11 protein-coding genes and 2 tRNA genes are annotated in these 12,902 nt (G+C 37.6%); 7 read left to right on the plus strand and 6 right to left on the minus strand.

Annotated elements, in window-relative coordinates:
• From NPX98_RS05505 to NPX98_RS05515, 3 genes are all read right to left on the minus strand, one after another.
• Window positions 1–582: a NuoB/complex I 20 kDa subunit family protein gene (locus NPX98_RS05505; protein WP_269023148.1), complete on the minus strand. Its 582-nt coding sequence runs from the start codon at window positions 580–582 to the stop codon at window positions 1–3.
• Window positions 573–938: an NADH-quinone oxidoreductase subunit A gene (locus NPX98_RS05510; RefSeq protein ID WP_269023149.1), complete on the minus strand. Its 366-nt coding sequence runs from the start codon at window positions 936–938 to the stop codon at window positions 573–575. Before NPX98_RS05510 ends, NPX98_RS05505 begins: the two co-directional genes overlap by 10 nt.
• A gap of 330 nt (window positions 939–1,268) precedes the next feature.
• Window positions 1,269–1,345, minus strand: a tRNA-Asp gene (locus NPX98_RS05515).
• Window positions 1,346–1,552: 207 nt separating this feature from the next.
• Here NPX98_RS05515 and NPX98_RS05520 point away from each other — a divergent pair.
• The 5 genes from NPX98_RS05520 to parE all read left to right on the plus strand — a co-directional run bounded on the left by NPX98_RS05520 (window position 1,553) and on the right by parE (window position 7,304).
• Window positions 1,553–1,628 (plus strand) — tRNA-Val (locus NPX98_RS05520).
• 681 nt (window positions 1,629–2,309) lie between these two features.
• A complete protein-coding gene (locus tag NPX98_RS05525) occupies window positions 2,310–2,903 on the plus strand; it encodes a LemA family protein (RefSeq protein ID WP_442864471.1) in 594 nt (197 codons plus the stop codon).
• The gene (locus NPX98_RS05530) at window positions 2,903–3,751 is read left to right on the plus strand and encodes a TPM domain-containing protein (protein WP_269023151.1); all 849 of its coding nucleotides are present in this window, start codon (window positions 2,903–2,905) and stop codon (window positions 3,749–3,751) included. The genes NPX98_RS05525 and NPX98_RS05530 overlap by 1 nt, the downstream gene beginning before the upstream one ends.
• 657 nt (window positions 3,752–4,408) lie before the next feature.
• The gene (gene lipB, locus NPX98_RS05535; RefSeq protein WP_269023169.1) at window positions 4,409–5,131 is read left to right on the plus strand and encodes a lipoyl(octanoyl) transferase LipB; all 723 of its coding nucleotides are present in this window, start codon (window positions 4,409–4,411) and stop codon (window positions 5,129–5,131) included.
• A gap of 154 nt (window positions 5,132–5,285) precedes the next feature.
• Entirely contained in the window at window positions 5,286–7,304 is a 2,019-nt protein-coding gene (gene parE, locus NPX98_RS05540) for a DNA topoisomerase IV subunit B (RefSeq protein WP_442864472.1), read from the plus strand.
• An 18-nt stretch (window positions 7,305–7,322) separates the two neighbouring features.
• On the opposite strand, the gene recJ is transcribed toward parE, so the two are convergent.
• Window positions 7,323–9,110 carry a single-stranded-DNA-specific exonuclease RecJ gene (recJ, locus tag NPX98_RS05545; protein ID WP_269023153.1) on the minus strand — a complete coding sequence of 596 codons (1,788 nt, stop codon included), beginning with the start codon at window positions 9,108–9,110 and terminating at the stop codon, window positions 7,323–7,325.
• Window positions 9,111–9,410: 300 nt separating this feature from the next.
• On the opposite strand from recJ, the gene rplM reads away from it, so the two are divergent.
• Together rplM and rpsI are read left to right on the plus strand one after the other, a co-directional pair.
• Window positions 9,411–9,875: a 50S ribosomal protein L13 gene (gene rplM / locus NPX98_RS05550; RefSeq protein ID WP_269023154.1), complete on the plus strand. Its 465-nt coding sequence runs from the start codon at window positions 9,411–9,413 to the stop codon at window positions 9,873–9,875.
• A 2-nt stretch (window positions 9,876–9,877) separates the two neighbouring features.
• Window positions 9,878–10,363 (plus strand): 30S ribosomal protein S9, encoded by a 486-nt coding sequence (gene rpsI, locus NPX98_RS05555; protein WP_269023155.1) that lies wholly within the window; start codon window positions 9,878–9,880, stop codon window positions 10,361–10,363.
• A gap of 141 nt (window positions 10,364–10,504) precedes the next feature.
• Here rpsI and NPX98_RS05560 read toward each other — a convergent pair whose 3' ends face one another.
• Window positions 10,505–10,870 carry a response regulator gene (locus NPX98_RS05560; RefSeq protein ID WP_269023156.1) on the minus strand — a complete coding sequence of 122 codons (366 nt, stop codon included), beginning with the start codon at window positions 10,868–10,870 and terminating at the stop codon, window positions 10,505–10,507.
• A gap of 700 nt (window positions 10,871–11,570) precedes the next feature.
• A partial coding sequence (locus NPX98_RS05565) for an autotransporter outer membrane beta-barrel domain-containing protein (RefSeq protein ID WP_269023157.1) occupies window positions 11,571–12,902 on the minus strand: 1,332 nt, incomplete at its 5' end.

Genomic DNA, 12,902 nt, shown 5'->3' on the forward strand with positions numbered 1-12,902 from the left:
TTATCGCTCTATAGATCCGGTACGACGGATTTTCTTTTGCAACAATAATATACCATACAACAACGCTTCCGCTGTAGGAGGACACCCTGGGACATAAATGTCCACCGGCACTATACGATCACAACCACGCACAACCGAATAAGAATAATGGTAATATCCACCACCATTTGCACACGACCCCATAGAAATGACATAACGAGGTTCAGGCATCTGATCATAAACTTTACGCAAAGCAGGTGCCATCTTATTGGTTAAAGTACCAGCAACCACCATCACATCTGATTGTCTAGGTGAAGCACGCGGTGCATACCCAAAACGCTCATTATCATAGTGAGGCATTGAGCACTGCATCATCTCAACAGCACAACAAGCCAAACCAAAACTCATCCACATCAATGAGCCAGTACGCGCCCAAGTCACCAAAGCATCTACCGAAGTTACCAAAAAGCCTTTATTTCCCAACTCAGCATTAATATCACAGAAAAATTGATCTTTAGAACCTAATAACTCGCCCGTATTTGGATCAATAATCCCTTTTGGTTTTGGAGCAACAACCGTTGAATTATTAAAGATCAATCCCATTCGAGAGCTCCTTTTTTCCATTCATATATAAATCCGATCGTCAAAACCGCTAAAAATACAATCATCGACCAAAAACCGAACATGCCTATAGAGCCAAAAGAAACAGCCCAAGGAAAAAGAAAAGCAACTTCAAGATCAAAAATAATAAATAAAATTGAAACGAGATAAAATCGAATATCAAACTTCATACGAGCATCATCAAACGAATTAAATCCGCATTCATAAGCTGATAATTTTTCAGGATCAGGAGCACGATATGCCACAATATAGGGTATAACCAAAAGAATCCCAACAATAACTGCTGAAATAACAATAAAAATTAATACCGGTAAATAAGAGCTCAATAAATGAGTCATAATCTTCTTCCGCCTTAATGAAGTGCTTGAATTAACGTAATCATTCAATATTGTCTAGATCAAAATTATTTAGATCAAACATATACAATATATACGTTGTAACGGCCACTTCATTACCCCCTACTCGAACAGCCCCAAAAGCATGCCGCGCAACATTTTTCTTATCGGCATAGGTACCGCAGAGCAAAGGAAGACGCAAGCCCCTATCCTAATAAACTATATGGAAAAAGAGAAAAACACGTTCTATATAGAATCCTAAAACCGTTGTGCGACCTACAAAGAAAAAGCAATATACAAATTAAGATGTTTCTATCACGAGAAAAAATAAAATGGCGCGAGTGACGGGGCTCGAACCCGCGACCTCCGGCGTGACAGGCCAGCACTCTAACCAACTGAGCTACACCCGCGCATCTTCTTCAAACCAATTTAAATTGGTATAAGTGGTCGTGTAAGGGGTTCATTCGTTTCTGTCAAGCGGTCTTAAGCGTTTTTTTCAAAATTCAAACAAACAACGTATTTATTTTTGCATTGTGTTTATTTCTGTATTTTTATTCTTGCGTTTGAAAAAAAAATTTCCTAATAGAGTGCTTGTCCAATTATTAGGTTATTGCATTGGGCGATTAGCTCAGCTGGTAGAGCGCCTCGTTTACACCGAGGATGTCGGGAGTTCAAGTCTCTCATCGCCCACCATTTTTTACTTCATATATTTAGTCTTGCAGCTTATACTTTTAAGGTTAAGGGTATTAGAGCCATTTCTAAAACCATCAAATATCTTTAATGGCATCGTAATATTTACTGGATCTGTTTGTAAAAACATCTTCATTAGGACATTTTTGAAATGTCTATATATAACGCCATGACTGAAAAAACTTACACAAACAATTGTGTATATCTCTTAAAAATCCACCTAATACCAATCAACTAAGTGTCGAATTATAAACTACATCTCAAAATTAAATGCCGCTCAATTCACCCTTCTTGTCCTTGAACAAACAAGCACTCTTAACACCCAAATAGCATTTGAAACATATAAAATTTCATACATCTGAGAGAAATAGCAATTCAATGTAATTCAACAATATGCAGTAAAAACAATGAGAAGCGCTAAGACTTTTTTTCTATGGGGAAATATTGCACATACATTACAAAGATCATGCTGTTGGTGTCCTTGTAAATTTCATTATTTCTCGACGAATAAATTAATTAAAATAAACGCTGCAAAAATTCATAAAGAGTGAATTATACATTTTTAAAATCAAGATACTTTCCATCTATAAATATACTCTATATAGCCTATCAAATAGCTTTGGAGATATTCTTATGTCAAATACACTAACAGTACCGATTGTTCCTATTTATCCTATAACAAGAATGTTAAAGCAATTTTTTCTTATTATTGTCTTAGCGTTTTTAGTACCATTTCTAAGTGGTTGCGGATTTAATACAATACCAACATATGAAGAAAAAGCACATGCTGCATGGAGCGAAGTGCTCAATCAATATCAGCGCCGTACAGATCTTATTCCTAATCTCGTAGAAACTGTCAAAGCTTATGCTTCCCATGAGCAAGCCGTACTTACTGACGTTGTTGAAGCACGTGCAAAAGTAACGCAACCAAACATTAATGCCGATATGTTAAATAATCCGCAAGCTATGCAACAATATCTCGATAATCAAGCAAATTTATCGAGTGCACTTTCACGCCTTATGGTTGTTGTTGAAAAATATCCTGATCTCAAAGCGAATCAAAACTTTCTTGCACTCCAATCACAATTAGAAGGAACTGAAAATCGTATTTCTGTTGCTCGCCGTGATTATATTGAAGCAGTGCGTGCATACAATACTGCACTTAAAACAATGCCAACAATGATTTGGGCGAAATTATGGTTTCGCGATGCCAAACCTATGCAAACATTTACTATTGATAGTAATGCCCAACAAACACCGAAGGTCAATTTCAATTAATGGTACCTTTCCGCCATTCTATTCAATGTAGTGTCTTCTCATATTTGTGGGCTTTCATAAGCCTTCTGTGTTGGGTCGTTACATTGAATAGTTCTGCTTACTCGCAAATTCAATTCCCCCCTCTAACTGGTCGTATCAATGATGCTGCTCATTTGCTCGATTATGCAACAATACAAAGCCTAACGAAAAAACTGGCTACGCTAGAAAAAAAATCAGGGGATCAAATTGTCGTTGTAACTGTTCCTACCCTTTCAGGTATTGACATAGAAACTTATAGTAATTCCCTTTTTCGCAAATGGGCCTTAGGTCAAAAACAAATCAATAACGGCGTGCTACTTGTCGTTGCACCAAACGAACGCGAAGTGCGTATTGAAGTAGGTTATGGTTTAGAAGGAGAGTTAACAGATGCAATTTCTTCAGTCATTATTCATAGCCTTATCCTTCCTAACTTTCGCGAAAAAAATCATCAAAAAGGAATCGTAGAAGCAGTTAATGCGCTTATCAATATCATTACAGGAAATGATTCTGATTTTACCTCTCGAATCAAATTACAAGCTAAAAATCTTGAAGTAAAACGTAAAAAAGCTGAAAAAGAAGAAATGATAGCAAATGCAGTTATATTTTTAATTTTTTTTACAATGCTTGGTTTACCTCTGTTAGCAATGATTTTTGGTCAAAAAGTAGGTCCTCAAAAATATCGCTGGATGGGTATTGTTTTTACACTCTGGTTTATCGGCTATACTGGTGGCAGACGCTATGATGGAGGTTTCAGAAAACGCTCAAATGACCGTGGATTCAGAGGTGGTGGTGGAACATCAGGTGGTGGGGGAGCATCGGGAAAATGGTAAAATAACCTCATAAATCGAGATTATATTTTGATTTGTACAACAAACTTGCTTATCGTAAAATTTACAACCACAATGTTGCAACCACCATGAACAGTAAATAATGTAGAAGCTTAGCTCCATCAAATTCAATTCATAGCTTTAATATAACATATACCTACGAACAATAGAGCATCAGATCTGTGATAAACATTAAAAGAAGCACGTAAAAAATGAGAGTAAAACTATTTCAATTTATAAAAAATAATTCATTTAAAACAATGTGATAATAGAAATTTGTAATATAAATTCTAAAAAATACGTTTTTCGACTAATTATGGAAAGTTAATGATATAATATACCATAACTGGAATAAGAGGATCTATTGCCAACTTAATATAAAGTATCTAGCCAACTTTAGAAGAAAATTGCGTTCTTTTCCAATTTATTACGCAAATTGTTACATACTTATTTTATTATACACCGATCATAAAGAAAGTGATTTCTTTCAACTAATAACAATCTTAGACAATTAAACCTCTTTGCAGAAAAAAAAGAAAAATATAAATATCTTTCTTTTCTATTGCAATTCTAACGCACAAACCAATATCTTGTTATGTTCATTACTTTTACTGACAACAAAATATTCCTCTAACATAAATAATACTGATGACTCTCAACTTGCAACATACTGATCGAGATCACTTATCGTATAATTTTAAAACAAACCACCGCGCACCACCTGTTGAATGGAAAATAAGTGATAAATTGGTAGAATATCCTGAAGCACTACACTATATGCAAGAGCGCGTAGACAGTATTTCTGCCGAAACCGCGCATGAACAAGTTTGGCTTCTCGAGCATCCATCCCTTTATACAGCTGGCACAAGCGCTAAAAAGAAAGATCTTTTAGCACCCAATTTGTTTCCTGTTTATGAAGCTGGGCGGGGTGGTGAATTTACATATCACGGTCCAGGACAGCGTATCGCCTATATTATGCTTGATCTGAAACGCCGTAAACAAGACATACGCGCTTTTATTAGTGCATTAGAACAATGGATCATAGAAACGCTTGCACAATTTAATATTAAAGGCGAACGCCGTAAAGATCGGGTTGGCGTATGGGTCATACGACCAGATCGCTCACCAATAAACGGACTACCAGCCGAAGATAAAATTGCTGCAATTGGTATCCGTATGCGCAAATGGGTAAGCTTTCATGGAATTGCTATCAATGTCGATCCTGACTTATCCCACTACTCAGGTATCGTTCCCTGTGGAATTGCAAATCATGGTGTAACCAGCTTACTTGATTTAGGTTTACCCATAACAATGCATGACGTCGACATTGCTATGAAACAAGCCTTCGAAACAATTTTTGGTCCAACAATTGATGTTCCCTGAGTGCATTGATTTTTAAATAAAAAACAGGCATAAAAATCATTTGGATTAAAAGTTTATTTTTAAAAACCTTAATTTGGATAGATAACTGAACGCTATGAGCGATAACAACAAGGATCTTTTTAGTATTTTAAGTAATACTCAATCTCGTATGGGAATGAAAACAAAAAATCAGCAAACTCCTGTGAACGCACAAACAGTACCTTCGCCAACACCTGTATCTGCCTCAAAAAACAATACAGGAGAAAGTGGCTATAATGCTTTATCTATACGGGTTCTTGAAGGTTTAGAGCCTGTACGTTTGCGGCCAGGCATGTATATCGGTGGAACAGATAGCAAAGCACTCCACCATTTATTTGCTGAAATCATCGATAATGCAATGGATGAAGCTGTTGCTGGTTATGCTGACTTAATTGATGTATCATTGGATGGGAACGGTTATTTAACGGTTACAGATAATGGACGTGGCATTCCCGTTGAAAATCATCCGCAAATGCCAGATAAGTCTACTCTTGAAGTCATTATGACACAGCTCCATTCAGGTGCAAAATTTGATGGAAAAGCTTATCAGACCTCTGGAGGATTACACGGCGTAGGTATTTCTGTAGTCAATGCTCTTTCTGACGATATGGAAGTTGAAGTAGCACGAGAGCGCAAACTGTATCGCCAACGCTTCTCACGTGGTATTCCCCAATCTGGATTAGAAAATTTAGGTGATGTTTATAACCGTCGTGGAACGCGTGTTCGCTTTCATCCTGATAGTGAAATTTTTGGCAACAAAATAACTTTTGAGCCAGAAAAAATTTATAAGATGGCGCGCTCTAAGGCTTACCTTTTCGGTGGCGTAAAGATTCGCTGGAGTTGCGATCCTTCAATACTTGAAGGCGTAAAAAATATTCCCGAAAAAGATGTTTTTCATTTTCCAGATGGACTTAAAGATTATTTATTATCGTTATTGGAAAATGAATATCGGGTAACAGCTGAAGTTTTTTCTGGTAAAACAAATCAACGTGGTGCTCATGGTTCAGTTGAATGGGCGATAGCTTGGCACGGTGGAGATGCCAATGTACAATCTTACTGTAATACAATTCCTACTGGAGAAGGTGGAACGCACGAAACAGGACTTCGACAAGCTCTTCTGCGTGGATTAAAAGCTTATGCTGAATTAATAGGGAATAAACGTGCTGCTATCATTACTGCCGATGATGTTATGATCTCAACGGTTGCAATCCTATCAGTTTTTATCCGAGAACCTGAATTTGTTGGACAAACTAAAGATCGATTAGCCACACTCGAAGCATTACGCATCGTCGAAAATGCAATACGCGATCCTTTCGATCATTGGCTTGCTAATTCTCCACAGGAAGCAACAAAACTTCTTGATTGGGTTGTAGAACGAGCTGAAGAACGCGTTAAACGACGCCAAGACAGAGAAATAAATCGAAAAACTGCTGTGCGTAAATTGCGTCTCCCCGGAAAACTAGCAGATTGCAGCCAAAATTCTGCTACCGGTGCTGAGCTATTTATCGTTGAAGGTGATTCTGCTGGAGGATCTGCTAAACAAGCACGAAATAGAACAAACCAAGCCATTTTACCTCTTCGTGGAAAAATTTTAAATGTAGCCAGCGCTGCACGCGAAAAGATGAGTGCAAGCCAAACAATTAGTGATCTTATACTTGCTCTTGGATGTGGAACGCGTTCCAAATATCGTGAGGAAGATCTCAGATATGAGCGCATTATTATTATGACAGATGCAGATGTTGATGGAGCTCATATTGCTTCACTCCTAATTACTTTTTTCTTTCAAGAAATGCCTGATCTCATTCGTAATGGACATTTATACCTTGCAGTACCCCCTCTCTACAGAATATCGCAAGGAGGAAAAGTCGCTTATGCCCGTGATGATACCCATAAAGATGAATTGCTAAAAACAGAATTTACTGGAAAAGCTAAAATCGAAATCGGACGATTTAAAGGGCTTGGAGAAATGCGTGCTGAACAGCTTAAAGAAACAACTATGCATCCTCAAAAACGCACACTTCTCCGCATTTCCATCGATGCAATTGAAATGCAAAAAACGAAAGATACAGTAGACAATTTAATGGGAACTAAACCAGAAGCGCGGTTTCGTTTCATTCAAGAAAACTCTACTTTTGTGTATAATTTAGATATTTGATTTTCGAAAATACACCTATCAGGCTACTGCAGCCGCATCTATAACGTGCAATTGTGGACTTACGTTTCCCTTCCAATAATTTAGATTGAGATGACCTGCCAAATGAATCGTGCTTCCGATATTTTCAATAAGAAAGCTACCAAGTGCTGTTCCTACAGCACGAAAAGCTATTCCTTGCAGTTTTTTGCCTTCAATATTGGAAATAGCAAGCTGGAGATGCCCTTTTCCTACTTCGCGTAAATTAATTAACCGATGAGAAGGAAAAACAAAGGTAGGTGTCGTATTTCCCAAACCAAATGGACCTGCTTTTTCAATCATATTAAAGAGATCTGCATTCGCACCAGAAGCAGAAAGACAGCCATCTATTCTGAGAGATTTTTCAGCACGCAACTGTGAAACTATTAAAGAAACTTTTTCTACCAACCATTCTCGAAAAATTTCGATTTTTGTCGACTGGATCGTGATCCCAGCTGCCATGCTATGTCCACCACCCTTTTCTAATAAATTCAATGTAACAGCTTCACGAACAAGTGCCCCTAAATCTATACCGCTAATTGATCGCCCAGATCCTGTACCACTTCCATCTGCTTTCAAAGAAATCACAAAAACAGGACAGCAAAAACGCTCTTTTAAACGAGATGCGAGGAGACCAACAATTCCCTGATGCCATTCTTGATGAGCAAGCACAAGTGACGATGGCATTTCCCCATCTTGATAAACAGAATCAATATAAGCTTCCGCTTGAGCTAATTGCATGCTCTCCATCTTTTGGCGTTCTTGATTAAGCTGATCTAATTGTTCTGCCATTCTATCGGCTTCATTTCTATTATCACAGCAGAGCAAACGTGCCCCTAAAGCCTGATCTCCAATACGTCCTCCGGCATTAATTCTAGGGCCCAACAAAAAACCTAAATGAAAACTATTAAGCGGCTCACCTATACGAGAAATCTTTGCCAAAGCAGCTATTCCAGGATTGTGTAAAAAACGTGCAACCTGAAGTCCTTTAACCACAAAAGCGCGATTAACACCTTGTAACGGAACCACATCACATACGGTAGCCAACGCAACAAGATCAAGCATACTCATAAGATCAGGAAGATCTCCACCATTCCATTTTCGCTTCCGCAATAAATGATTAACCCATACTAATGTAACAAACACCACACCAGCAGCACATAAATGCCCCTGTTCAGATAAATCATCAGGGCGATTAGGATTAACAAGAGCAACAGCCTCTTGATGAATATCCGTCATTTGATGATGATCTAAGACTACAACATCAGCACCTGCGAGCTTAGCAGCCTTCACTGCATTTAGACTATTTGCACCACAATCAACGGTAATAATCAGACTAGCTCCTTCTTGTACCAACATCTCCATTGCCTGTTCATTTGGGCCATAACCTTCAACAACACGATCAGGAATATAAATCCTAACCACTATACCAAAATAACGTAAAAAGCGTGCCAGAAGCGCTGATGAACAAGCACCATCAACATCATAATCACCGAACACAGCAACCTGCTCTTTCTTCATAATGGCTTGAATCAAACGCTCTGCTGCACATTGCATATCCATAAAACTTTCTGGATTAGGCATTAAAGTGCGCAATGTTGGGTTAATAAAACTCATGGCTTCAGATTCATCGACATCTCTTGCCGAAAGAACTCGAGCCAATTGATCTGGTAACCCAAACTTTTGAGAAATAGCACGAGCGTTGTTTATCCCCTGAACATCAAGAGCATCCAACCAAGCTCGACCACAAGCAGAAGATTTAACATTGAGAAAATAACGGAACCGCTGCATTATTACTTTTTGTACAGTAAAAACAGCCTAAAAACAATCAAGAATTAAAAATCAAGCATTCTGTAATCTATAACATCATATTTCAAATATGAACAAATCATCACAGATAAAGGTATTATAATACCTATTGCATAACACATTGTTTTACAAGTTTTATTTTTTCTTGACGCAAATCATAAGACGTTATATCAAACAAAAAACATGTATTCATGTATATTTTGTTGTGACAAAAATTCGCAACACTAAGCAACAAAAAATGCCCTATATTCATATTAAAGGGTTTCAATAGAGGATACTTCTATGGCAACTTTTTCACAAAAGCCAGCTGAAGTGGTAAAAAAATGGGTTATTATTGACGCAGAAAATCTCGTTTTAGGTCGTCTTGCTACACTCGTTGCAAACCGCTTACGTGGAAAACATAAAGCTACTTTTACGCCACATGTCGATGATGGTGATCATGTCATCGTTATTAATGCAAGTAAAGTGGTTCTCACTGGCAAAAAATATACGAATAAAAAATATTATTGGCATACCGGCTACATTGGCGGCATCAAAGAACGTACAGCTCGTCAAATACTTGAAGGTCGTTTTCCTGAACGTGTTGTTGAGAAAGCTGTAGAGCGCATGATTCCTCGTGGTCCATTAGGTCGTCGCCAGATGAAAAATCTACGTGTTTATGCTGGTAGCCAACATCCGCATGAGGCACAACAGCCCGAAGCACTTGATGTCGGTACTCTAAACCGCAAAAACAAAAGGATTGCTTAATTATGGTTGAAATTAATTCCCTTTCTCAACTTGGTGCTGCAACAGGAATTACAGAAGTGAATGAAAATGTTGCTACTGTTCACGTACAAAAGCTTGACTCACAAGGACGCGCTTATGCAACAGGAAAACGTAAAAATGCTGTTGCTCGTGTATGGATAAAACCAGGTTCCGGAAAAATAACCATTAATAATAAAGAGTTCGACACATATTTTGCACGTCCTGTTCTTAGAATGCTGCTTCGTCAACCAATTGTTGCAGCGAACAGAGAAACTCAATTCGATATTGTTGCAACCGTTACTGGTGGTGGTCTTTCTGGTCAAGCTGGTGCAGTGCGACACGGTATTTCCAAAGCTTTAACTTATTATGAACCGGAGCTTCGTGCCATCTTGAAGAAAAATGGCTTTCTTACACGTGATAGTCGTGTTGTTGAACGTAAAAAACACGGTAGAGCTAAAGCGCGTCGTTCTTTCCAATTTTCAAAGCGCTAATTTTAAGTGTTGTAGAACATATAGACCCCGTTTTCAGCGGGGTTTTTTGTTTTAAGAATTGGCAAATAAAGTCACTGTATTGAAAGTGCTCTTTCAGTATCTTTTTTCATCACTATTTATAAAGAAAGTTCCTATAAAGCTTTAGTCTAAAAAGCGCTTCACCATTGTAATAAAGTGAGGAACAGAGATAGGCTTTGACATATATTCTTCACATCCACTTGCACGAATCCGCTCTTCATCGCCTTTCATCGCAAAAGCCGTTACAGCAACAACAGGAATGAATTTAAGTTCTTCATCCGCTTTCAACTGTTTAATAATATCAATCCCTGACACCTCAGGCAATTGAATATCCATAAGAATTAGAGAGGGCATTGATGAACGAGCCAAATCTAATGCAGCTAGGCCATTACGTGTTTCAACAGTTTCATAGCCACTCGCCTCTACGAGATCGCGGAATAATTTCATATTAAGCTCATTGTCTTCCACGATCATGACTTTTTTAGACATCAATATAACTCCACCCTTCTTACATAAAGGGACATATATATAAACCAAAGTGCATTATCACCTAGCTAAAATAAAATGATAAAAAAAATTGTAAAGCATAATAAGCCACACTCGCAATAACCTTCTCTCACTGCTCTTAATAATACAAATTGGCAATGATTTCTTCAGTCCATGAAAATTGAAGCCCAAAATGTTTGTATAATCGATATATTTACCTAATTTACTCCCCGAGAAATAAACTTCCCTATCCAAAATTTCTGCTAAATTGAATAACTTTTTTATAGCAAAACACCTATATAAACACCTACTTTTAAAGGAAACCTAACCCAATAACATTACGTGATTTATACAATAGCTCTATTTTCCAAGTATGTTCCCAATCTACAAAATTGATGTCGCTCTGCAAATTCTAAAATATGATTAATCTAAGAGCAATAAGTGCTAAAATAACAGATTTGCTTTCTTTTCTAGCACTTTTCCTAAAACACAAATAACATGCGCATATTCATTACCTAAAATACGCGCATATTCATTTCTTAACAATTGTCTTTTTGTCTTGTATCACTACGACAGTAAAAATAGCATTTTAAGATTTACCTCTTCCAAAAAACACATCAATAGCTATAAATTTGTAAAAAACAGTACAACAAAATCAAAAATATAGAGTGTAATTTCTATAAAGAGCTATCAAAAACAGAGGCTAAAAATAATAGCGTAATCCCCCAGAAAAACTGGTTCCAGAAAATCCAGCTTTTGTAAGCTTATGCTGATAAGTCAAATCACTGTGAAGCTCTAGATTGGAAGACAATTGTGCATTAATACCCAAACTGGCCTCTAAGGAAGAACCAAAGTCACCTAACTGAAATGAATCTTTAAAATACGCAAACTGTTTATCTTCAAAAATACGTGCAAGATAGAGCTTACCATAAAAAGAAACGGCACGTGCATTTTCTGTAGCTGTAAGAGACTTTGTTAAACGTCCACCAAAAAGCATAATCCACCGATCTGGTTTGCCAATCTCAACATCAAAACCATCAACATCACGAACGGTGTCAAAGAAGAGACTCTGATAAACAAGCTGAATCTGTGGATCAAAAATAAAACCCGCATGTTGTGTTGCAAAAGCCTGCCCCGCAGTCACTGAAGCACTCAATGGCTGTCCCTTCAAGCTTGCCGTTTTTCCCCGCGCAAATGTTGAAACATCACCATTAAACAGGCCATAGGATAAAAGCCCATCCACGTACACGCCCTTGTCATGCTGTATACTAGCATAAGTTGTTAGTGACCATTTTTCAAAAGTACTTTTCTGACTATCTTCAACATTCTGAGGTTCAAGAGATAATCTACCATAAGTCCCCATAACACCAAAAGATGCGATACCATATTTGCCTTCTATCGTTTTCAGCAAAGCACCCGCCTCCAGAGCATTATAAGAAAGATCAGCTCCATAACCGTATTCAAAATCAGACAAATTTGAAGCATAATGGTAACTACCACCATAACCACGTATAAAAAATGCTGGGTTTTTCTCATTTATCAAAAACCCACAGGGATCAGTGCGTACAATTTCCAACCGTTTATTTTGAGTACTAATTTCCATTAAACCAGCATGGAACAAAGCATTAGGTAAAAGAAGATAGGTTGGTACTTGCGGCACAACAGCTCTTACTCTCGTCTCAAAATGGAACTCAGGAGCAGAAAAATTAGCATTAAACTGAGAATGAAAATCATAAACCTCAACTTCTGACTCAGAAATAACAGAAGTAAAACTAAGATTAGCAGAATCAGCTGAAATCTTTGCTACTGAAGTAGAATAAACACTTGAGTCCTCAGCTTTTTGCCCAGAAACATTAAAATCAGCATTGGATTGAGAACGAATATTTGAATTCTCAGTTTCTAAATCAGAACCAGCAGAGACAGAATTAAGATTAGGAGAGCTGCCTGAAAGCCCCGTTACTAAAGCTGTAGGAACAGAATTAGGATGAGAAGATGAATTATAAACCATACGATCTAAACGCGTCTCACCAGAGAC

Source organism: Bartonella sp. A05, from assembly GCF_026930145.1.
Classification (GTDB): domain Bacteria; phylum Pseudomonadota; class Alphaproteobacteria; order Rhizobiales; family Rhizobiaceae; genus Bartonella.

Excerpts from the sequence above, each read along its gene's own strand:
- NPX98_RS05560 (WP_269023156.1), bottom strand. The coding sequence starts at position 10,870 with ATGTCTAAAAAAGTCATGATCGTGGAAGACAATGAGCTTAATATGAAA.
- NPX98_RS05525 (WP_442864471.1), top strand. The coding sequence starts at position 2,310 with ATGTTAAAGCAATTTTTTCTTATTATTGTCTTAGCGTTTTTAGTACCA.
- NPX98_RS05510 (WP_269023149.1), bottom strand. The coding sequence starts at position 938 with ATGACTCATTTATTGAGCTCTTATTTACCGGTATTAATTTTTATTGTT.
- recJ (WP_269023153.1), bottom strand. The coding sequence starts at position 9,110 with ATGCAGCGGTTCCGTTATTTTCTCAATGTTAAATCTTCTGCTTGTGGT.
- NPX98_RS05505 (WP_269023148.1), bottom strand. The coding sequence starts at position 582 with ATGGGATTGATCTTTAATAATTCAACGGTTGTTGCTCCAAAACCAAAA.
- NPX98_RS05530 (WP_269023151.1), top strand. The coding sequence starts at position 2,903 with ATGGTACCTTTCCGCCATTCTATTCAATGTAGTGTCTTCTCATATTTG.
- rplM (WP_269023154.1), top strand. The coding sequence starts at position 9,411 with ATGGCAACTTTTTCACAAAAGCCAGCTGAAGTGGTAAAAAAATGGGTT.
- parE (WP_442864472.1), top strand. The coding sequence starts at position 5,286 with ATGAAAACAAAAAATCAGCAAACTCCTGTGAACGCACAAACAGTACCT.
- rpsI (WP_269023155.1), top strand. The coding sequence starts at position 9,878 with ATGGTTGAAATTAATTCCCTTTCTCAACTTGGTGCTGCAACAGGAATT.